Here is a 20,236-nt window from a genome sequence, read left to right as displayed (position 1 = left end):
CCAATGGGAATTATTGATAAACTAAATAAAGATTTTGAAAGCCGTGTCAGACTGGGTATTATGTCCGTTCTGATGGTTAACGACTGGGTAGATTTTACTGAGATGAAAGCGCTTTTGGATATCACCGATGGTAATTTAGCGAGTCATTCTTCTGCGCTTGAAAAAGCAGGTTATATCGAAGTAAAAAAAGAATTTGTGGGTAAAAAGCCAAGAACCTCTTATCAAGTAACCGATTTGGGGCGTGCAGCTTTTAAAGCACACTTATCTTACCTTGAAAAATTAATGAAATTTTAATAACACTATTTTTTTATCCAAAAACTTTGAATTGCAAAGTACTTTTAAATTTAAAATCATGAAAAAACATCAAATTATCTTAGCTTGTGCAGCAGTTTTTTTACTGCTTTTTTACAATGAATCTGTCGGAATCAACATTTCTATTTTCGGCGTAGTGTTAACGCTCTTGATTAGTTATTTCTTTCAGGAAAAGTTTGTCGACAGATCACATTTGGTTCTTGTAATGACCTCTATTTTATCTTGTTTTGCCTTTGCTTGGTACGGAGATGCAGCTTCGTTTTTTGCTTTAGCTTTATCAATTCTGTTTCTGCAATTTAAAACCCAAGATGGAGAACTCAAAATGATTCAGGTTTTTCCGCTCATAGCCTTAAACGGATTTACTTCTGTAGGGAGAATATTTATGTTTCATCAATGGTTGCCAGAACGAAAAATCCACAACGATTTTGCTAAAAAGCTAGTGGCCTTTGTTTTGATTCCAATTATCTTTCTCGGATTGTTTTTTATCGTGTATTCTTTCGGAAGCGATCATTTCTCTTCATTATTTACAGATTACGAGTTAGATATCGATGTACCGCAATTAATCGGAATCAGTATTTTAGGATTTTATATTTCTTTCAGTTTTTGGAATTATTGGGTTCCAGATGCTTGTTATGAATACAATCCGAAATTAAATAATGATTTCAGCAATATTTCTGAAGTGGAGAATGAAAGTACTTTTTCATTCTTAGATTTGGATTTCGAAAGAAAAAGCGGTGTAATTACCTTATTTCTTTTAAACATAATGCTTTTGGTTTTTATCGCAACTTACAATTACGAACAGTTTTTTGAAGTAGTAGAAAAAACAAATCTAAGCGCAGATACACACGAACGAGTAAATGCTGTAATTTTTTCAATCTTAATGGCTGTTGGAGTTATTATGTTTTACTTTAAAGGAGGTTTTAATTTTGATAAACAAGCTTCATCTTTAAAAACACTAGCTAAAGTTTGGCTTGGACTAAATGTTGTTTTAATTGTTAGCGCCATTATTAAAAACTCAGAGTACGTTTCTTATTTTGGTTTAACTTATAAAAGGCTAGGAGTTTACGCTTTTCTAATTTTAGCGATAATCGGATTAATAGTTTCATTTCAGAAAATAAACAAACAAAAAACAAACGCTTTTCTATTCAATCAAATGCTTTGGTATTTCTACGGAACGATTCTTCTATGCAGTTATGTAAACTGGGGCAATTTAATTACCAACTACAATATCTCTGTAAACAAAGGAGTAGAGCCTGTTTTCTTAAGCGGATTAAATTTTAATGATGGCGCTCGAAGAACATATTTCGAAAAGAATAATTTAAACGGAAAGTATGCTGAAAGTGTGAGAGAAGAAATGATTTCAAATTATCAAGATGCTAGCTTTTTATCTAAAGCTTTATACTATGAGTTTTTGGATAAAAAGAAATAATAATAAATGCCATTCATTTGAATGGCAATTTTTTATTTATTATCTCCTCTTTTTTTAAATCGAGGATCATGTTTTGAAATGAAATTTTTTCTTCTAGTTGGAGTGGCAGCACTCGAAGTCGAACTTTCGACTTTAGGGAAACTTGCCTCTTCCGTTTTACTGGAAGGCTCAATTAACTGATTTAGTTCTTTTATTTCGTCATCGGTTAAATCTCGATATCTTCCAACAGGAACATCCAATGAAATATTGATAATTCGGATACGTTTCAATGCCGTAACTTCATAACCCAAATATTCAGACATTCTTCTAATCTGACGATTCAATCCCTGCGTTAAAATGATCTTGAAAGTAAATTTACTAATTTGTTCTACTTTACATTTCTTAGTAACCGTATCCAAAATCGGAACACCATTTCCCATTCTTTGGATAAAACGTTCTGTAATGGGTTTGTTTACCGTCACCGTATATTCTTTTTCGTGATTGTTTCTTGCACGAAGAATCTTGTTTACAATATCACCGTCATTAGTCATAAAAATTAAACCTTCACTGGCTTTATCCAACCGTCCAATTGGGAAAATACGTTTCGGATAATTGATATAGTCAACAATGTTGTTTTTAACTTCTAAATTGGTCGTACATTCAATTCCGACTGGTTTGTTGAAAGCCAGATAAACCATTTTTTCGTTTTTTTCAACGATTAATTTTCCGTCTATGCGTATTTCATCATCAGCCGAAACTTTAGTTCCCATTTCAGCCACAGCACCATTTACTGTTACACGTTTTTCGTCAATCAGTTTATCCGCTTCACGACGAGAACAATAACCAGTTTCTCCAATAAATTTATTCAGGCGTTTTAAATTTTCTTCCATACTGCAAAAGTAGGCAAAATTTAAATTTTAGACTTCAGATTTTAGATTTTAGATTTTTTGAAAAACTGTGTCCCTCTGTCCCTTTGCAACTTTGAACCTTTTTTAAGAATGATGAAACTCCTTGCTATCTTCTGGTGTTTCGTTTCTTTCAAACATTCCGTAATCGCGAACCACGGTTGCAATTCGTAAATGATAATCTTTAAAAATGCCATTTCTGCCTTTTTCCTGAGCGTGTCGGTGCATTTCGAGATTTCTCCATTGCTGAATACTTTGTTCGTCTCTCCAAAAAGATAATGACAAAATTTTTCCAGAATCGCTCAAACTCTGAAAACGTTCAATAGAAATAAATCCATCAATATGGCTTAATTGTGGTTTTAGACTTGCGGCAATATCCAGATATTCTTCTTTTTTTCCTTCGTTTGGTATTACTTCAAAAATTACAGCTATCATGTTTTTGAGTTATGAATTATGAGTTATGAATTATGAGTGAAATGTAAAATGTAAAATGTGAAAAGGTCTTTGCGCCTTTGCACCTTTGCCCCTTTGTAGCTACGAGCTTTGCTCGTTAAAAAGAAACTCAATCACTTTATCATACAATTCATCATCGTGCATTCCATGCCCTAAACCAGAGGTTTCAATAAATTGACTGTTTTTCCAATTGCTGGCTATTTTTTGCCCTTCGGCGAAAGCCACAATTTTATCTGAAGTATCGTGAGCAATAAATCCAGGAATAGTAAATTCTGAAGCAAATTTTTGTCCCGAGAAATCTTCTAATTTAAAATTGAATCGGTCAAGGAATTTACTTTCCAAAAGTGAAAACATTCTAGTATTCAAACTCAGCATCGAAACATAATTATCAATCAAAGTTTTTAACTCAGAAGGAGCGCCTAAAACGACCATTTTATTGATGCTCGTATTCGGAAATAAATATTGATGATAAACGCAAGCCGCGCCTCCAATAGAATGTCCGATAATAATTTCGGGCTGATACTTTTCTACTGCTTTATTGATGAATTCAGCGTAAAGCGGCACATTGAATTCTTTTCCGCTGCTTTGCCCGTGTGCAGGAGCGTCAAGTGCAATAATAGTACTTCCTGATTTCTGGAGATGAGGCAAGGTTTTTTTCCAGCGTGAAGCATTGCTTTCCCAACCGTGAACTAATAAAATTTTGGTTTCGTTTCCTTTCCAAATATAAGTTTGAAAATGATGTTCATTATGATGGAAAATTTCTGTTTCTGTATTCTTTAAAACTTTAGGAAGTTTTTCTTTTTGCAATCGGCCAATTCGAGGCTGACTAAAAAGCGCATAAGAAAGTTCAACAGCCTTTTGCGGACGCACGTAACTTAGAATGTTAATGTAAGAGCCAACAGATTTTAATGTAATAAAACGAATGCCTTTTTTAATTCCCAAAATTTATTTTTTGTCTAAAGGTAAAAAATGTTTTGTCACTCCCGATAGCTATCGGGATAAAAGGATTAAAAAGATTTTATTCAGGATGCAAATAATTTAATCAGTGTTAATCCTTTTAATCTGTGGCAAAAATATATAGCAAAAAAAAGTCCCGATTAAATCGGGACTTGATATTTAGAATTTTGCGAACAATTGTTCCATTTTTTCTTTTTCTTCTTCAGCTAACTGTGTGTCAACTAAGATTCTTCCAGAGTGCTCATCAGTGATGATTTTCTTTCTTGAAGCAATTTCAACCTGAGTTTGTGGTGGAATTGTGAAGAAAGATCCAGCAGAAGCTCCTCTTTCGATAGAAACTACAGCTAATCCGTTACGAACGCTGCTTCTGATTCTGTTGTAAGCTGCCAATAATCTGTCTTCGATTTGTGCAGCATATTCAGCAGATTTCTCAGTTAAGAAAGCTTCTTCTTTCTGAGTTTCAGCCATGATAGCGTCTAATTCAGATTTTTTATGTTTTAAATGAGAGCTTTTAGCATCAAGTTTTTCTTTTAAATTAGAAATAACTTCTTTTTTGTGCTCGATAGAAGCTTTCATTTCTTTGATTTGCTTTTCAGCCAATTGAATTTCTAATTCTTGAAATTCAACTTCTTTTGTCAAAGAATTAAATTCTCTGTTGTTACGTACTGATTCTTGTTGTTTAGTGTACTTTTTAATAACCTCCTTATGCTCCTCAATAGCAATTTTCTTTGCTTTGATTTGCTCCTCAATCACTTCAAGTTCACCTTTCAGTTTCTCTGAACGAGTGCTCAAACCTGCAACTTCATCTTCTAAATCTTCAACCTCTAAAGGAAGTTCTCCTCTAACGTTTCTGATTTCGTCAATTCTAGAGTCAATAAGCTGTAAATCGTATATTGCTCTTAACTTGTCCTCAACACTTAATTCTTTCGTATTCGTCATATTTTATAAGTACTTAACTGGATTTGTATTTTCTTCCGATAAAATGATTGCAAAATTAAGAATTTTTTTTCGAAGATAATCAACAATATAATTTTTTGTATAGCGTTCGCTCTCAAAATGACCAATATCTGCCAAAAGTAACTTGTTTTCGGCTTCATAAAATTGATGATACTTCAAATCGGCAGTCAAAAAAGCATTGGCTCCAGCCTGAATGGCATTTTTTATAGCGAAACTTCCTGAGCCTCCCAAGACGGCAACTTTTTTGATTTTTTTGCCTAAAAATGCAGAATGGCGAATTCCGTCAGCAATCATTTTGTCTTTTACCGAAAGAAGAAAATCTTTTTCATCCATTTCGGTTTCCAGTTCGCCAATCATTCCTAAACCAATATTTTGATGCGAGTTTTTTAAATCATAAATCTCATAAGCCACTTCTTCATAAATATGATTCGAAAAAAGTGCTTTTAAAATGCGGGATTGTAAGTGTTTTTCAAAAACCACTTCGATTTTGATTTCTTCTCCCGTATGCAGTTTTCCTTTTTCTCCAATTACAGGATTGCTGTCTTCATTTCCTTGAAAAGTAAAAAATCCCTGCGTATTGAAACTGCAATTATCATAGTTTCCAATTGTTCCAGCGCCCGCTTCGAACATTGCATTTCGAACTTTATCAGCATTATCTGGAACAGTAAAAGTCACTAATTTTTGAATGAAATTTTGCTTCGGAATCAAAACCTTAGTATTTGTTAATCCTAAAGCGTCACAGAAAATTTTGTTGACGCCTTGCGAATGATTGTCAAGCGCGGTATGAACGGCGTAAATGGCAATATCATTTTTGATTGCTTTTAAGATCGCGCGTTCCACATAATTTTTACCTGTGATTTTTTTAATTCCAGAAAACAATATCGGATGAAAGCAAACAACGAGATTACAGTTTTTAGAAACCGCTTCATCAATTACACTTTCTAAGGCATCGTGGCAAACCAGAACTCCGGTAGATTCGGTTTCAGAATCACCGACTAAAAGCCCGACATTGTCAAAATCTTCGGCGTAAGCCAAAGGAGCCATTTCTTCAAGAACCGCTATTATTTCTTTAATTTTCATTCGAATTTCAAAAGTTTAAAGTGAATAACAAAAGTAATCCAAATTCTAAACTATTACAATCGAAGAAATAATGTCGCAATTTTTAATAGCATAAATCAAAAATGATTTTTTCATCAGGGAGAATAAAGCTATTGTTTTTCCAAAAATCTAAATTTTCTTGGACAGCATTATTTAAACCAATTTTTAAAAGTGGTCGATTAAGTTTTTGAGTATTTATCGATTTTATTTCCGTCGACAATAAATTGCTAACATTGTAAGTGTCGTATAAATACGAATTATCAGCCGTTGAAGTGATAATCGATTTGTCTATCACATTGAGATAATTGATAAAATATTTTCCTTCTGATAGTTTATAAGTTATTGTGATTTTATGATTCATTTGCGCCGTTTTACCAGGCTGGCTTTTTACTTCAAATGGTTCTCTGGTAACACAATGTTCATATTTTAAGATGGCAAATGTTTGCATGTCGATGTATAAAACTCCCGATGATTTTTTTGGTGCCGGATAGCCATAACCAGTAGAATATGCGCCAGGTTCAATGTTCTGAAAGCTTATTTTGTAGACTTTCTGCTCGTTGTAAGGTACAATTCCTTCTTTTTTTAAGGTATAAGAAGTTGGCTTGTAAAGTACATTGGCTTTGCTTAAAATAAGATCACGATTAAACAGAAAAGCAAAAGTGTTTATGTTGCCTAAGTTGTTTTTTGAATCGTTTTTAACAATTACATGTGTTTGCTGTATTTCTCCAAATATTTTTTCATCAGGATTATTAGTGCCTTTCATTCCTATTGAATTATAAGTAGCTATAATCGATTCGTCATGCGAAATGATTTCATTGTTTTTAATCACTTGATTACGGAAGAAAAAGGTCTGATTATATGGATTTTGATCATAATTAAGTTCAGCATTTATTAGAGCTTTTGCTACTATTTCTTCAGCAGACAAAGGCTTTGAGGTTGAACTAACAACAACTTCATTTAAATTAATAGTTTGAAAATGAAATGGTCTTAATTTTACTTTTACGTAATGTTTATTGGCATCAACAAGATTTTTAATTGAAATCGTATCTGAAATATATCCAAAAGCCGATACAATAATTTTATCATTAAAATTTGCTTTATCTATAAGAATAGAGAATTCCCCTTCTTTATTTGCCAAAACACTTTTGTTCGTTTTAAGTATCGTGACATTTCTTTTTGCTTTTTGCAAGCAATAATAATATAAAAATTATACTTTCGTAAAATGAAAATACTTCGAAAATTACTTTTCCCTTTCGCAATTCTATACGGATTCATTACTTCAATCCGTAACTTTCTTTTTGATAAAGGAGTTTTAAAATCGACTTCGTTTGATCTTCCAGTAATTGCTGTTGGAAATCTTAGTGTAGGCGGAACAGGGAAGACACCTCAAATTGAATATTTAATTCGATTATTATCTGATAAATATAAAGTAGCCACTTTAAGCCGTGGTTATAAAAGAAAATCTGAAGGTTTTGTTTTGGCTGATGAAAATTCAAATGCTGAAATTTTGGGAGACGAACCTTTTCAGTTTTATCAAAAATTTCCAAATGTGATGGTAGCCGTTGATGCCAATCGTACAAACGGAATTCAACAATTGCTTTCTCAAAATGAGAAGCCAGAAATTATTTTATTGGATGATGCGTATCAGCATCGAAAAGTAAAAGCAGGTTTTTATATTTTACTAACTTCTTATGGAGATTTGTATTCAGATGATTTTATGCTTCCAACAGGAAATTTGCGTGAAAGCAGGAGCGGAGCAGAACGAGCAAGTATTATCGTTGTTACGAAATGTCCTAAAATCTTAACCGATGACGAACAATCTGAGATTAGGTTAAAGTTGAAAAGCAGTCAGCAAGTCTTTTTTACTTTTATAGATTACGATATATTCATTTTTGGTAAAAACGAAAAAATAGCAGTTGGCGAAATAAAATCAGAATCTAAATTGCTTTTGGCGGGAATTGCAAAACCAAAACCGTTTTTTGATTATTTAAAAAATGAAAATGACGAATGTTTGACTTTTCCAGATCATCATCATTTTTCTGATGCAGATGTAGACGCCATTCAGAATAAAGCAAACGGAAGAAAAATAATTACTACCGAGAAAGATTATGTGCGTCTGAAAGATTCAGAATTGGTAAATCAATTGTATTATTTGCCAATAAAAAGCTCTTTCATCAATCACCAACAAAATTTTGATGCCAAGATTTTAGAATACGTAAAAAAAACTTAGAACCTTAGCGTCTCAGAACCTTAGTATCTTTTAAAAAGTTAATCAAAAAACTTAGCAATAGTGCTATAAAAATCGTCTGGAACAAAAGGTTTTGTAATTACATCATCCATTCCAAAAGAAAGAAGCATGTCTCTGTTTTCGTCAAGCGAAATAGCGGTTAAAGCAATAATTGGCGTTTCTTTATCAAACTCACGAATTAATTTCGTTGCAGTAGTTCCATTAATTCCAGGAAGATGAACATCCATTAAAATCATATCGAAGCGTTTCACTTTTAAAAGTTCGACAGCATCTTCGCCATTGTCAACAATCTCGCAAGTAATGTTTTTGTTTTCCAGCATTTTGCGAGTAATCATTTGATTGATTTTGTTGTCCTCAATCAATAAAATAGATTTGTTTTTCAATTGTTTGTCGTTATAAGGTTTTACTTCTTCGATTACCTCCAATGGTTCGTTGTTGACTTTGAAATTTAGTTTAAAGGTAAACGTAGAACCTTTACCTACTTCACTTTTCAGTTTTATTTCGCCTCCCAAAAGTTCGATTAATTTTTTTACGATAGTAAGACCAAGACCTGTTCCGCCGTATTTTCTATTGACTTCTATGGAACCTTGAGAAAAGCTTTCAAAAACAGATTGGAGTTTGTCTTCCGGAATTCCGATTCCAGTATCCACAATTTCAAAATAGACGATCGCGTTCTCTTCTTCTTGCGAATACAATTTGGCAATAACATTTACATGCCCGTTCTGAGTAAATTTTAAAGCATTATTGATTAAGTTAAGGATGATCTGAGATAATTTTGTAGGATCTCCAATTAAGTTGTCAGGAATAGCTTTGTCTATTTCTAAGTTAAAATAGTTTTTGTTGGCTGTGGCAAGTTCCTTTAATGAACTTTGAATGTTAATAAGCAACTCTTTCAAATTAAAGCTAATGTTTTCAATTTCAGCCTTAGTCGAATCAATTTTATTAATTTCTAAAATTTCATTGATGAAAGTGGTTAAATAATTTCCTGAAAACTTTAAAGATTCAAGATATTTTAATTGTCTTTTCTTCGGTTTGTCTTCAAGAAGAATATGAGTGATTCCGTTTATGGCATTTAATGGTGTCCGGAGTTCGTGACTTACTGTAGACAAAAATTCAGATCGTGCTTTTGATGCTTTTTCGGCTTTATTTTTGGCTAAAATCAATTCTTTGTTCTTTTCTCGAAGCAATAAATTATTCTGATTTCGTATGATGTTGTTTTTATACAAAGCCAAACTCAAAAGAGATAAAATCGAAATTAAAGCAATTGCTAAAATACTCACTAACTTAGAATAACGATACGTTTTCAGTTGAAATTTTTCTTCATTTTCCTTTTTTATAGTATTAGTCAAAGATTGATTTTTTTTGAATTTTTGGAATTCGTCCAAATCAATTTTGGCATTTTTTAATTTCAAAAGATAATTTTCTAACTGATAATGTTCGTCTAAATACGAATAGGCTAGATCGTAATTTTTATTTTGTTTGTAGTATTGACTTATCGCCAAAACGATTTTTGATTTTTTTGGGAAATCATTGATTTTATCATTGTAATCTAAGGCTTTATTGAAATAAATGATGGCGGAATCATTTCTTTTAAGTTGCCCTTCAATTAAGCCAAGCTGATAATAAGCATCTACTTTAGTTTTTAAAATGGCATTATTATCAGGTTTTTTAGTTATTGTTTTTAAAGTTTTTGCAGCCGATTTAAGATCGTTATTGGTCTTGAATGCTAAAGCCTTTTGATAATCAAGTGCTTCTGCATTGTCGTCAATGTTGAGTTCTTTCAGTAAATCTTTAGCTTTTGTGTAATACACAACTGCAGTTTTATAATCACCTTTTGCAGTATTGGTTACACCAATGTAATGCAATGCCAAAACTTTTGTACAGCTTGGTTTTAAAGTGTCAAATAAAGAAACTGTTTTATGGAAGTTTTTTAAAGCGTCTTCAAATTTTCTTTGGTTGTAATAAATCTTACCAAGTTTAAAAGTTTGATTGGCTAAATTCTCTTTTTTGCCATTTTCTTCGCAAAAATTAATCGACTTTTCAGTGTAATATACTGCCAGTGTGTACTTTTTATTGTTAAGATTTGTGTTGGCTAGCTTGTTATAATAGGTCACGCTATCCGTATTCTTTTTGGCTTGAGAATACAAAAACGAGTTAAAAAAACAAACAACAATAAAAAGATAGTATTTCATGTATGGCAATGCTTTTACAATGAATCTTATTTTTTTCTTATAAGTAAAATTAAATCGATCAATCTTGATGAATAGCCAATTTCGTTATCGTACCAGCCCACAACTTTTACCATTTTATCGATAACTGAAGTTAGCTGTGCATCAAATAAACAAGAATGTGTGTTGCCAATTACATCAACCGAAACAATCGGATCTTCGGTATAATCTAATATCCCTTTTAAATTTGTTTTTGAGGCTTGTTGGAATGCTTTATTTATTTCTTCAATGCTCACGGCACGTTTTACATTGAAGGTTATGTCTGTTAATGAACCGTCTGGAACTGGTACTCTAATACCACAGCCACCCATTTTATTATGCAATTTAGGAAAAATTTTTGTTAATGCCTTAGCTGCGCCTGTAGTTGTTGGAACAATTGACTGGCTGGCACCTCTCGCACGGCGTAAATCCTTATGTGGCTGGTCATGAAGGCTTTGGTCTGTCGTGAAAGAATGTATGGTTGTAATGTAAGCTTGCTCGATTCCGCACAATTCTTCGATAATTTTAATCATCGGAGCAGCGTTGTTTGTCGTACAGCTTGCATTAGAAACAATATCCTCGTTTCCGTCTAAAATATGTTCGTTTACACCAAGAACTACCGTTTTAATCGTATCAACTTCTGAAGGAGCCGAAAGAATTACTTTTTTTGCCCCAGCTTCAAGATGCGCATTTAATTCTTCATGCGTTTTGTATTTGCCTGTCGATTCGATAACAATATCAATCGAATGCGATTTCCAATCAATATTTGAAATGCTTTTTTCGTGGAAAAAGAAAAAATGCCTTCCGTCAACAATAATGCTATTTTCGTCATGACTTACTTCTACAGGCAAAACACCATGAATACTGTCATATTTTATTAAATGTGACATTGTTTTATTGTCTGCGATGTCATTTATAGCAACGACTTCGATTTCAGGGTGGTTTAAAAGCAATCGGAATAAATTTCTTCCAATTCTTCCAAATCCATTAATGGCAATTCTTGTTTTCAACTTTTAGTTTATTTGTTTAACTGTTTAATCGTTTAATCGGTTTTACAATTAAACGATTAAAATGATTAAACTTTTTTTATAAAATATGTTTTTGTGCTTTATAAGAAGAACGAACGAGAGGCCCGCTTTCAACATGTCTAAAACCTAATTTAAGACCAAATTGTTCATATCTGGCAAATTGTTCAGGCGTTATGAACTCTTTTACAGGAAGGTGTTTTTTGCTTGGCTGTAAATATTGTCCAATGGTTACCACATCAACATTTGCATTTCTTAAATCGGTCATCGTCTGGAAAACTTCTTCTTCAGTTTCTCCAAGACCAAGCATAATTCCAGATTTTGTTCTGTTGATTCCTTTTTCTTTTAGATAGCGAAGTACTTCTAAACTCCTGTCATATTTAGCTTGAATACGAACCTCGCGGGTTAAACGTCGCACTGTTTCCATGTTATGAGAAACAACTTCAGGATTTGCTTCTACAATACGATCAAGGTTTCTTTCGATTCCTTGAAAATCTGGGATCAAAGTTTCTAGAGTAGTTTGAGGATTCATTCTTCTAATGGCCCTTACCGTTTCCATCCAAATGATAGAACCGCCATCTTTAATATCGTCTCTGTCAACGCTGGTAATTACAGCATGTTTAATATTCATGATCTTAATAGAACGAGCTACTTTTTCTGGTTCGTCCCAATCTACCGTTTCAGGTCTTCCGGTTTTTACACCGCAGAAACCGCAAGAACGAGTACAAACATTTCCTAAAATCATGAAAGTTGCTGTTCCTTCACCCCAGCATTCACCCATGTTTGGGCAGCTTCCAGAAGTGCAAATGGTATTTAAACTATATTTATCAACTAAACCTCTAAGTTCAGTATATTTTTGTCCGATAGGTAATTTTACTTTTAACCACTTTGGTTTTGTGGTTTGTATATTTTCAGTGACTGTTTCCATATATCAATGTTCAAAGTACAAAGATACGGAATGTAGTTTATTTGAAGATTTGTTTGTGCTTTAATTTAGCAATTTGTCACCAAAAAGCAGTAGAACTACGCTTCAGTTATGTGTAATAAAAAAGTTAAATCATTGTATTAAAATACTTTTTTGGGTTTTGCTACTGTCTTTTTTTTTGAAAAATTTAAAATCGACTATTATTATAGCAATTAACTGTGTTTTAGTGCTTTAAAATTTATACCTTTAAATGTTAAAAAAAGCGATTTTTTGATAGAAACACAGGGAATTTTTTGTAGTATATTTGTTATTAAATTAATAAAGTAAAAAATGAAAAAGAAATTTATTGTATTGGGAGTTTTATTAGCTGCTTTTAGCTTTACTAAAGCAAATGCACAAATTAATCTGGGAGATAAAGCAATTGGGGCGGTTCAGAAAGGAGTGACGGGTTTTACTTTTAGTAATGCCGATGCAGCAAAATTGTCTAAAGAAGCAGTTGATAAATTAGATGCAGAGCATGAAATTGCTGGACCAACAGACGGCTATACTTTAAGATTAAATCGTGTTTTTGGAAAACATGCTGCTGGTGACGGATTTACTTTAAACTATAAAGTTTATAAATTGAAAGAAGTAAATGCTTTTGCTACGGCAGATGGAAGCGTTCGTGTGTATTCAGGATTAATGGATATTATGGATGATAACGAATTAATTGCTGTAATCGGACACGAGATCGGACACGTTGCTAACAATGATTCCAGAGATGCTATTCGTGCGGCATATCAAAAAGAAGCTTTGATGGATGGGGCTGCTTCTCAATCGGTAACTGTGGCAACGGTTACAGATAGTCAGCTTGGGAAAATTGGAAGCGCGATTATTGATAGTAAATACAGCCGTAAACAAGAGTCGGAAGCAGATTTATTTGCTTACAATTTTATGAAGAAAAACGGTTATGATGTAAATGCTGAAGAATCTGCTTTCAGAATTTTAGCCAAAATGAGCGAAGGAACTCAAGCTTCATTTATCGATCAAATGATGAGTTCGCATCCTGATTCGAAGAAAAGAGCTGATGATGCTAAAAAAAGAGCTGAGAAGGATGGAGTGTATAAGCCTTATGTGCAGCAAAAAATTGTAAATACAGCTCCTGCAGCCACAACTAAAAAGACAACGACAACCACGAAAAAGACAACGACAACCAAAAAGAAATAGCGGTTAGAAGATAAAATCTTTTTTCGTTGAAAAAGTAAAACCAATAAATTCATATGAATTTATTGGTTTTTTTTTTGATGCAATTTTTAAAAGAAAAAAAACTTTTTTGTTCTAATTGTCTTATTATGATATACTAATAACTTATATAGGAAATGCACCTTTTTGTATTGATTTAATTTTGCACGAAAATAAATTTCTAGTATTAGAACTAAAAAAGTACAATTTAAAATGATATAATAATGAAAAGAATAATTTGCATGTTCTTATTAGTAAGCAGTGGCTTTATTACTGGGCAAACCAAAACTGTAGTAACTAAATTCGGAGAGAAAATTAAAATTTATCCTAATGTAGCCAATGGTTTGAAAACAAATGATATTTCTGGAACTATGATGTTAGGAGGTGCTTTAACAGAACCAACTGTATTGACAACTACAGACTCTAACACACTATCTTTAATAGGTCTAGGACAAGGGAGTACGGCAGATCGGCTTCTAGTTACAGATGCTGCTGGAGTTCTAAAGGTGATAACCACATCACAAAGTGTGGGGTTTATGAACGTAATTAGGAAAAATACCGACTATACAATTGATGCCAACGTAGATAATGTGATCTTAGTTGATGCAACAAGTGGTAATATTAATGTAACAATTCCTGCAGGTATAATTCCTGGGCGTCTATTTTTAATTAAACGCGTAGATAGCTCTACAAGTACCGTTACCGTGAGATTTACTAGCGAAACTGTAGATGAAGGGGATTCTTTTATTACAGTTGGTAACAAAGTAAGTTATCAAATAATAAAAGAGGGTGCGGGTAAATGGCAAACATTGTCAAGATTCTAATAAAGAATTAAAAAAATGGCAGCAAAAATAAAAATGAAACTACTGTTAATTCTATTTGCAGTAGGTCAAATAACAGCAAATGCTCAGATAGGGCTTACGAGCAATAGTCCCGATAAATCTGCTATAATGGATATAAAGGCAACCAATAAGGCATTGTTGATTCCAAGGGTTAATTTGAAAAGTCTTTCAGATGTTACAACAATTGCTAATCCCGCAACAAGTTTACTGGTATACAATATAAATGAGAATATTGGTGAAGGCGCAGGTTTTTATTACTATAACAACGGCTGGAATAAATTAATTCCGATTGATAATACAGGTGATAATTTAGGAAATCATACCGCTTTAAAAGATTTAAATATTAAAGCAAATAAAGTATATTTCAAAAATGCTGATGGAATTAAAGTAATGTTAACTACCAGTGAAGATGGGCCATTAATACGTTTAATTAAATCAGATTGGACTACAAATTTTAATACTGGTCGTAAGGGATTTGCTAGTGGAGAATACATTTGGTCTACCTATGGAGGAAGTGGAAATAGCTCCACGATAGAAAAAATGAGATTAGACAGTCAGGGGTATTTAGGAATTGGCACTAGTGCACCAGCCGCACACTTAGAGGTTGCAGGTAGTGCTCAAATTGATTCCACTCTTACCATTAAAAATCTTCCGGCAAGTATTGATTCTGATTATTTGCTTGCCGCCAATACAACTGGAGGTGTTACTAAATCGAGTATTCAAATTGGTAATATACCAAGACGCTATAATTATGCTATTTCTTCGGTATCACAAGGAAGAAGTGGAAGCGTTACAATTGTTCCAGAATCAGCCTATAAATTAGTGGTATATACAAGTAACAGTTGCGGAGATAAGGCTGTAGCTACTTTTATAGTGAAGGATAATTCAACAATCACTATGTTGGGTGGACAAGCATATGGAGGAGAATATGCGGTGACAACAATTGGGAATACTGGAAATTCCTTGCAATTAACGGCTAATTCTATGGTTGTTTGTAGTGCGGATGGTTCTGATTTTCATCAATTTGATTTTACGATCGCTATTACAAGTAATGTTATTACCATAATTAATAATAATACTTCTGTATCACAAAGCTATAATCTAAAAATAGCTGTACTATAAAAGTTGAACATATGAAACTATTTATAAAAAAAATATTAGTCATAGTGGGATTGTTTCTTTCTATGGCAAAAATTTCTGCCCAGGTAGGGGTAGTAAAAAATAATTCCGACCAAACCGCAGCTTTGGATCTTACATCAAATCTAAATAAAGGACTTTTGATTCCTCGTATTAGCCTAAATAATACTACAGATATTGTTACGGTGCCTAATCCTGTTGCAAGTATGTTGATATACAATACCAAAGCAGATATTGCTGGAGCAGGAGCTTTAGGTGTTGGATATTATTATTACGATGGAGTGATTTGGAAAAAATTAATCACGCTAGATGATACTGACGACAATCTAGGAAATCACATAGCAATCAAAGATCTCAATATGGGAGACAATAAAATTTATTTTAACAGGGCTGATGGATTAAAATTAGCTCTTGTAGATCATAACGATGGGCCATTATTTAGAAATAATAGTGGATGGATTAATAATACTCAACTGGGATATAAAGGTATAGGATCTGGGCAAATAGCGTTTTCTAACTATAGCGGTTTGAATAATAATACGCTAACGGAAAGAATGCGTTTAAATCAAAAGGGAAATTTGGGAATAGGGACCAATACTCCGTCAGAAAAACTGCAGGTTGTGGGTAATGTATATGTAAATGATCAGCTGACTATAAAGACAATGCCGTCTGGTTTAACGGACAAAATTATTGTAATGGACGATGAAGGTTTCTTTAAAAAGGCTGGTTTTGACTTAACAGGCTTGCCAAAACGATATGATTATAGAACTGTGGCGCTGGCAAATGATGCTAGTGCTTCTATTGCCGTCGTAGATTTGCCTGTTTATATGGTAACGATCACAATAGGGAATGCTTGTGGGCGTAATGGAATAGCAGCTTTTACGGTTTGTGGCAATACAGTTTCTTATTTAGGGGGACAGGCAAGAAATAAAATCTAAACTGTAACTCCTGTGGGAACTTCAGGCACTTCTTTTAAATTATTTGCAGATATTTTGAGATGTGAAGATGGGAGTGGTTCGCATGCATTTAATTATACGATAAGTTTTGCTAATAATGTTGTTACGATTCAATCAAATGCTGATAACGATACTTCAGCTAATACTGATTTGTACCTAATATCTGTATTTGATTACTAAATTACTAAATGATTGTAAAATGAAAATTGAAAGAACAAAATATTATCATATAGCATTACTCTTAATAGCATGTTTTATTGCAAATGATTTAATAGCCCAAACAGGAATGATGAGTAATGATCCTAATAAATCTGTTGCGTTGGATATAAATGCGCCTAATAAAGGGGTTTTGATTCCGCAGATAAATTTGCAAAGTACTAGTGATGTTGCTACAATTGTTGATCCAGCAGTAAGTTTAATGGTTTATAATACTAACGCAGCAATAAGTGGTAATGGTGCTAAAGGTGCTGGTTATTATTTTTACGATGGTACGAATTGGAAAAAATTAATAGTGAAATCGGAAATTATTGGGGATAATCTAGGGAATCATACTGCAACACAAGATTTGAATATGCAGGCTAACAAGATATATTTCAATGAGAATGTTGGTGCTAAACTTGAATTTTTGGGTGGGCCAGATGCGTCGGGTATCGGATTGGGAAGTAATTATACTACTGTTTTCCAGTCTGGTGAGAAAAATACAGCGCTAGGGATTTTTTCTTGGTCAAATTACGGTGGAGCCAATAAAGATGTAGTGGCAGAAAAACTACGATTGACCACCGCAGGATATTTAGGTGTTGGAACATCTAATCCTGCTGCGATGTTGCATGTTGCTGGAAGTGCAATAATTGATAAGCAACTTAAAATGAAAAAAATAACGTCGTCTGGAACTGCAGACAATGTAGTGACAGCCGATAACAATGGACTTGTGAAATTGTCCGATACAAATGTGAATGCTATTTTGCAAACTTGTTATTATAATATGTCGCAAGTAGGATCTAATAGTAGCCAATCTATAGAGTTAAATAGTAAGATAAACTTTTTTATGTTTACAGTAACGACAACAGACAGTTGCGGAAAAAACTTTTGTGCCACCTTCATGATTAAACAAAGTGTTATGTTTTATATGAATAATAGAGTTGGCAGCTATGTTTCGACGGTTCTTGATCCTAATGGGAACTCATTAGATATGAAAGCAAATATTGGTGCATCATCATGTACAGCAGATTCTTCTCAGGTTAATTATACAATAACATTGACTGGTAAAACACTGACAATTCAAAATACTAATGCGTCTACACCACAAAATTATAGTATCGATATGATACAGTTAGGATAATTAAAATGTTATTTCTAAAACCCGACATTTCAACGTGAGCTGTCGGGTTAAACGAAATGCTACCCTAAAACATGATATGCCAAAACTTTCTGAACCTCATATACATTAACAGATTTAGTAAATTGCTTTACAATACTTGGATTTAATTCACTCGAAACCCAGATTTTTAGTTCGGCGTCCAAATCAAAAGTACCCGCAGTTTCAACACTAAAGCGTGTAATGCTTTTATAACCAATAGATTTGTATTCTGTTTTACTTCCTGTAATGCCTTGCACATCGACTAAGATTAATCTTTTGTTGGTAAAAATGAAAGTATCTCGAATAAGTTTAAAACCCATTTCAATTTCTTCATTTGCCGTCAAAAGCTGTCCGTATTTCTTAATTAAATCTTCCTGACTTACAGAGCCTGCATTACCAAGAATGGCTGAAAATATCCCCATTATTTTGTTTTTAATTTAGTTGAATGAATTTCGTTTTTGAAACGTAAATGTAGTAGATTTTGTTATTTTTTTGAGTTGGATTTAAATTTAATTATAACAGGGGCTATGGTTGTCGCAAGTAAAAAAGATGCTATAGAAGTGACAACTAAATTTCCAATGTTTAAAGCTGATGGGCTTAGTATAAACCTGATTGATAAAATTGTTGTCGTGAGTAAAATAACATTGCTCCAATACAATTTGTCAGTAGAGGTTTTTAAATAAAATGTTTTTGGTAGTTTAAAGAAAGCGAATAATATGAGGATAATTCCAATTACAGTACTAGTATGCTGCGCTATTTTCCAAAATGGAGTTTCTACTCCAAATAGTAATATGGTGTTTTGAAAAATAGCAAATTGATTGACGAAATAACCGTGTTTGTGAGTAAAGGCATCCCAAAAAATATGAGAAAATATTCCGATAAGTAAAGAGATTATCACTATAGGCCAATTCTTTTTAAAATAGTTATTCCAATTAAAATCAATGAAAAGGAGAATTCTATTTTTTATTACCACGGGGAGATTTTGAAATAGGAGATTTCGAATTAGATTGTGAAATATAAAAGTTAATAGAAGTGCAAAAGGTAAATCAAACCAGAAAATTCCATCTAAAGTATGACTGTAGGTGCTTTTAACTTTCATACGAAGAAAATATTCAAAATCTGGAGTTAGACTTCCGATTATTAAGGCTGTTAGAGAAAACCATTTTTTGGGTAAATACCTTAGTGGAAGAATTATTGCAGGATGCGAAAAGGTAAAAGGCATTAAGGTTGCATTTTTAATTTACGAATTAAATATAAACAAAAAAGCAGAACTTTAAGTTCTGCTTTTTTACTCTTCAAAATATTTATATTATTCAATCTCTGTTTTTATTGTAATCGGAAGATTGTATGCAGTTCTTACTGCTTGTCCGTTAAGAATTCCTGGAGTCCATTTTGTTTTTAATGATTTTAAAACCCTAATAGCTTCTTTTCCCATTCCGTAACCAGGATCATTTTTTACCATAATATCTGTAAGTGATCCATCTTTTTCAACTACAAAGGAAACATAAACTCGTAATGTTTTTTCTACGTCAAGTTCTGGTCTGCGGAAATTGTTTCCAACATATTTGTAAAACTGTCCAATTCCGCCTGGGAATTCTGGAAGTTTATCCAAAATCGCAGTAGAAACAGGCTCGTTAGTTGGTGGCGTAACCGATGCAATGTCTCCATTTCCTCCTCCGCCTCCCGTTACAGGCATAGTATTGGTTGCAGTTCCATTTCCATTTGCATTGTCTACCACTGGTGCATTTTCTGTGTTTGGAGCAATTTTTTCAACTGCTTCTTCTGGTTTTGCTAAAACTGGATTGATTAGTTGAGTTGCGTCTGTTGATTTTGCTGCACTTTGCTCTACTACTGGTGCAGGTGGGGCTGGCGGTGGCGGTACAACAGTTGGGTCAACGTTTACAATCGTTGGGTCGTAAAGTTGAGGTTCTTCTGGCTCAACTTCAACAGGAGAAGTCCTAAATTTGCTAATAAGTACAGGTGCACTTCCTAAAGCCGTTATTAACAATAAACCCATAAAGAGAGCGGTAACAGAGTTTTTAGAGTTCTCTTGGCGTAATTGGTACGCGCCGTATTCTTTGTTTTTGTTCTCGAAAACAAGATCGGTCCACTTGTTTTCATAAATGCTTAATTTAGACATAATTTTTGGGTTTTAAGGTTAAGTAACTTTAAATCATACGCGATAAGGTTTAGGTTTGAGCTAACAACGTAAAAGTTGTAGTTTTAGT

At 33.2% G+C, this 20,236-nt stretch carries 21 protein-coding genes; 9 read left to right on the top strand and 12 right to left on the bottom strand.

The genetic code is table 11. The annotated features are described in order from the left end of the window. The first annotated feature begins 3 nt into the window (after positions 1-3). Together ABTV69_RS01215 and ABTV69_RS01210 are read left to right on the top strand one after the other, a co-directional pair. Positions 4-294: a winged helix-turn-helix domain-containing protein gene (locus tag ABTV69_RS01215; protein ID WP_433833543.1), complete on the top strand. Its 291-nt coding sequence runs from the start codon at positions 4-6 to the stop codon at positions 292-294. A gap of 58 nt (positions 295-352) precedes the next feature. Beyond that, the gene (locus tag ABTV69_RS01210) at positions 353-1,741 is read left to right on the top strand and encodes a DUF4153 domain-containing protein (RefSeq protein WP_433833541.1); all 1,389 of its coding nucleotides are present in this window, start codon (positions 353-355) and stop codon (positions 1,739-1,741) included. Positions 1,742-1,773: 32 nt separating this feature from the next. Here the strand turns inward: ABTV69_RS01210 and rluF are convergent, their stop codons facing one another. From rluF to ABTV69_RS01180, 6 genes are all read right to left on the bottom strand, one after another. Beyond that, entirely contained in the window at positions 1,774-2,610 is an 837-nt protein-coding gene (gene rluF, locus ABTV69_RS01205) for a 23S rRNA pseudouridine(2604) synthase RluF (protein ID WP_433833539.1), read from the bottom strand. A gap of 102 nt (positions 2,611-2,712) precedes the next feature. Beyond that, the gene (locus ABTV69_RS01200) at positions 2,713-3,060 is read right to left on the bottom strand and encodes an antibiotic biosynthesis monooxygenase family protein (RefSeq protein WP_433833537.1); all 348 of its coding nucleotides are present in this window, start codon (positions 3,058-3,060) and stop codon (positions 2,713-2,715) included. A gap of 99 nt (positions 3,061-3,159) precedes the next feature. Next, positions 3,160-4,020 carry an alpha/beta fold hydrolase gene (locus ABTV69_RS01195; protein ID WP_433833535.1) on the bottom strand — a complete coding sequence of 287 codons (861 nt, stop codon included), beginning with the start codon at positions 4,018-4,020 and terminating at the stop codon, positions 3,160-3,162. Between the two features lie 174 nt (positions 4,021-4,194). Beyond that, positions 4,195-4,974, bottom strand: a complete 780-nt coding sequence (locus ABTV69_RS01190) for a zinc ribbon domain-containing protein (protein WP_223708607.1) — start codon at positions 4,972-4,974, stop codon at positions 4,195-4,197. 3 nt (positions 4,975-4,977) lie between these two features. Next, on the bottom strand, positions 4,978-6,072 hold the full coding sequence (locus ABTV69_RS01185) for a Nif3-like dinuclear metal center hexameric protein (RefSeq protein ID WP_433833533.1): 1,095 nt from the start codon (positions 6,070-6,072) through the stop codon (positions 4,978-4,980). An 82-nt stretch (positions 6,073-6,154) separates the two neighbouring features. Further along, complete coding sequence (locus tag ABTV69_RS01180; protein ID WP_433833531.1) at positions 6,155-7,228, bottom strand: hypothetical protein; 1,074 nt, start codon at positions 7,226-7,228, stop codon at positions 6,155-6,157. An 84-nt stretch (positions 7,229-7,312) separates the two neighbouring features. Between ABTV69_RS01180 and lpxK the strand changes: the two genes are divergently transcribed. Further along, positions 7,313-8,320 (top strand): tetraacyldisaccharide 4'-kinase, encoded by a 1,008-nt coding sequence (gene lpxK, locus ABTV69_RS01175; protein WP_433833529.1) that lies wholly within the window; start codon positions 7,313-7,315, stop codon positions 8,318-8,320. 38 nt (positions 8,321-8,358) lie between these two features. On the opposite strand, the gene ABTV69_RS01170 is transcribed toward lpxK, so the two are convergent. The 3 genes from ABTV69_RS01170 to lipA form a co-directional block, all read right to left on the bottom strand. Next, complete coding sequence (locus ABTV69_RS01170) at positions 8,359-10,530, bottom strand: ATP-binding protein (protein ID WP_433833527.1); 2,172 nt, start codon at positions 10,528-10,530, stop codon at positions 8,359-8,361. A 26-nt stretch (positions 10,531-10,556) separates the two neighbouring features. After that, on the bottom strand, positions 10,557-11,555 hold the full coding sequence (gene gap, locus ABTV69_RS01165) for a type I glyceraldehyde-3-phosphate dehydrogenase (protein ID WP_433833525.1): 999 nt from the start codon (positions 11,553-11,555) through the stop codon (positions 10,557-10,559). Between the two features lie 76 nt (positions 11,556-11,631). Continuing rightward, entirely contained in the window at positions 11,632-12,498 is an 867-nt protein-coding gene (gene lipA, locus ABTV69_RS01160; protein WP_433833523.1) for a lipoyl synthase, read from the bottom strand. 327 nt (positions 12,499-12,825) lie between these two features. Here lipA and ABTV69_RS01155 point away from each other — a divergent pair, with 327 nt between their 5' ends. The 6 genes from ABTV69_RS01155 (at position 12,826) to ABTV69_RS01130 (ending at position 17,990) form a co-directional block, all read left to right on the top strand. Next, the gene (locus ABTV69_RS01155) at positions 12,826-13,701 is read left to right on the top strand and encodes a M48 family metalloprotease (RefSeq protein WP_433833521.1); all 876 of its coding nucleotides are present in this window, start codon (positions 12,826-12,828) and stop codon (positions 13,699-13,701) included. Positions 13,702-13,940: 239 nt separating this feature from the next. Then, positions 13,941-14,540, top strand: coding sequence for a hypothetical protein (locus ABTV69_RS01150; protein WP_433833519.1), 600 nt, complete (start codon positions 13,941-13,943; stop codon positions 14,538-14,540). A gap of 15 nt (positions 14,541-14,555) precedes the next feature. Next, the gene (locus ABTV69_RS01145; RefSeq protein WP_433833517.1) at positions 14,556-15,680 is read left to right on the top strand and encodes a hypothetical protein; all 1,125 of its coding nucleotides are present in this window, start codon (positions 14,556-14,558) and stop codon (positions 15,678-15,680) included. An 11-nt stretch (positions 15,681-15,691) separates the two neighbouring features. Further along, positions 15,692-16,633: a hypothetical protein gene (locus tag ABTV69_RS01140; RefSeq protein ID WP_433833515.1), complete on the top strand. Its 942-nt coding sequence runs from the start codon at positions 15,692-15,694 to the stop codon at positions 16,631-16,633. A 12-nt stretch (positions 16,634-16,645) separates the two neighbouring features. Then, positions 16,646-16,831 (top strand): hypothetical protein, encoded by a 186-nt coding sequence (locus ABTV69_RS01135; RefSeq protein ID WP_433833513.1) that lies wholly within the window; start codon positions 16,646-16,648, stop codon positions 16,829-16,831. Between the two features lie 19 nt (positions 16,832-16,850). Then, a complete protein-coding gene (locus ABTV69_RS01130) occupies positions 16,851-17,990 on the top strand; it encodes a hypothetical protein (protein ID WP_433833511.1) in 1,140 nt (379 codons plus the stop codon). A gap of 59 nt (positions 17,991-18,049) precedes the next feature. On the opposite strand, the gene ABTV69_RS01125 is transcribed toward ABTV69_RS01130, so the two are convergent. From ABTV69_RS01125 to ABTV69_RS01115, 3 genes are all read right to left on the bottom strand, one after another. Next, positions 18,050-18,430, bottom strand: a complete 381-nt coding sequence (locus ABTV69_RS01125; protein WP_433833509.1) for a PH domain-containing protein — start codon at positions 18,428-18,430, stop codon at positions 18,050-18,052. A gap of 62 nt (positions 18,431-18,492) precedes the next feature. Continuing rightward, entirely contained in the window at positions 18,493-19,230 is a 738-nt protein-coding gene (locus ABTV69_RS01120) for a DUF4184 family protein (protein ID WP_433833507.1), read from the bottom strand. Positions 19,231-19,317: 87 nt separating this feature from the next. Continuing rightward, positions 19,318-20,148, bottom strand: coding sequence for an energy transducer TonB (locus ABTV69_RS01115; RefSeq protein WP_433833505.1), 831 nt, complete (start codon positions 20,146-20,148; stop codon positions 19,318-19,320). Positions 20,149-20,236: the final 88 nt, after the last annotated feature.

It is taken from the genome of Flavobacterium anhuiense (genome assembly GCF_050990855.1).
GTDB classification, from domain to species: Bacteria; Bacteroidota; Bacteroidia; order Flavobacteriales; family Flavobacteriaceae; genus Flavobacterium; species Flavobacterium anhuiense_C.
Note: the sequence above shows the minus strand (reverse complement) of the source record. Positions and strands in the feature narration are given on the sequence as shown.

Bases quoted from the DNA above. Each gene is read 5' to 3' on its own strand.
- ABTV69_RS01150 (WP_433833519.1), top strand. From the start codon at position 13,941: ATGAAAAGAATAATTTGCATGTTCTTATTAGTAAGCAGTGGCTTTATT.
- ABTV69_RS01120 (WP_433833507.1), bottom strand. From the start codon at position 19,230: ATGCCTTTTACCTTTTCGCATCCTGCAATAATTCTTCCACTAAGGTAT.
- ABTV69_RS01215 (WP_433833543.1), top strand. From the start codon at position 4: ATGGGAATTATTGATAAACTAAATAAAGATTTTGAAAGCCGTGTCAGA.
- ABTV69_RS01125 (WP_433833509.1), bottom strand. From the start codon at position 18,430: ATGGGGATATTTTCAGCCATTCTTGGTAATGCAGGCTCTGTAAGTCAG.
- ABTV69_RS01115 (WP_433833505.1), bottom strand. From the start codon at position 20,148: ATGTCTAAATTAAGCATTTATGAAAACAAGTGGACCGATCTTGTTTTC.
- ABTV69_RS01190 (WP_223708607.1), bottom strand. From the start codon at position 4,974: ATGACGAATACGAAAGAATTAAGTGTTGAGGACAAGTTAAGAGCAATA.
- ABTV69_RS01140 (WP_433833515.1), top strand. From the start codon at position 15,692: ATGAAACTATTTATAAAAAAAATATTAGTCATAGTGGGATTGTTTCTT.
- lipA (WP_433833523.1), bottom strand. From the start codon at position 12,498: ATGGAAACAGTCACTGAAAATATACAAACCACAAAACCAAAGTGGTTA.
- ABTV69_RS01145 (WP_433833517.1), top strand. From the start codon at position 14,556: ATGGCAGCAAAAATAAAAATGAAACTACTGTTAATTCTATTTGCAGTA.
- ABTV69_RS01170 (WP_433833527.1), bottom strand. From the start codon at position 10,530: ATGAAATACTATCTTTTTATTGTTGTTTGTTTTTTTAACTCGTTTTTG.
- rluF (WP_433833539.1), bottom strand. From the start codon at position 2,610: ATGGAAGAAAATTTAAAACGCCTGAATAAATTTATTGGAGAAACTGGT.
- ABTV69_RS01155 (WP_433833521.1), top strand. From the start codon at position 12,826: ATGAAAAAGAAATTTATTGTATTGGGAGTTTTATTAGCTGCTTTTAGC.
- ABTV69_RS01210 (WP_433833541.1), top strand. From the start codon at position 353: ATGAAAAAACATCAAATTATCTTAGCTTGTGCAGCAGTTTTTTTACTG.
- lpxK (WP_433833529.1), top strand. From the start codon at position 7,313: ATGAAAATACTTCGAAAATTACTTTTCCCTTTCGCAATTCTATACGGA.
- ABTV69_RS01185 (WP_433833533.1), bottom strand. From the start codon at position 6,072: ATGAAAATTAAAGAAATAATAGCGGTTCTTGAAGAAATGGCTCCTTTG.
- ABTV69_RS01200 (WP_433833537.1), bottom strand. From the start codon at position 3,060: ATGATAGCTGTAATTTTTGAAGTAATACCAAACGAAGGAAAAAAAGAA.
- ABTV69_RS01130 (WP_433833511.1), top strand. From the start codon at position 16,851: ATGAAAATTGAAAGAACAAAATATTATCATATAGCATTACTCTTAATA.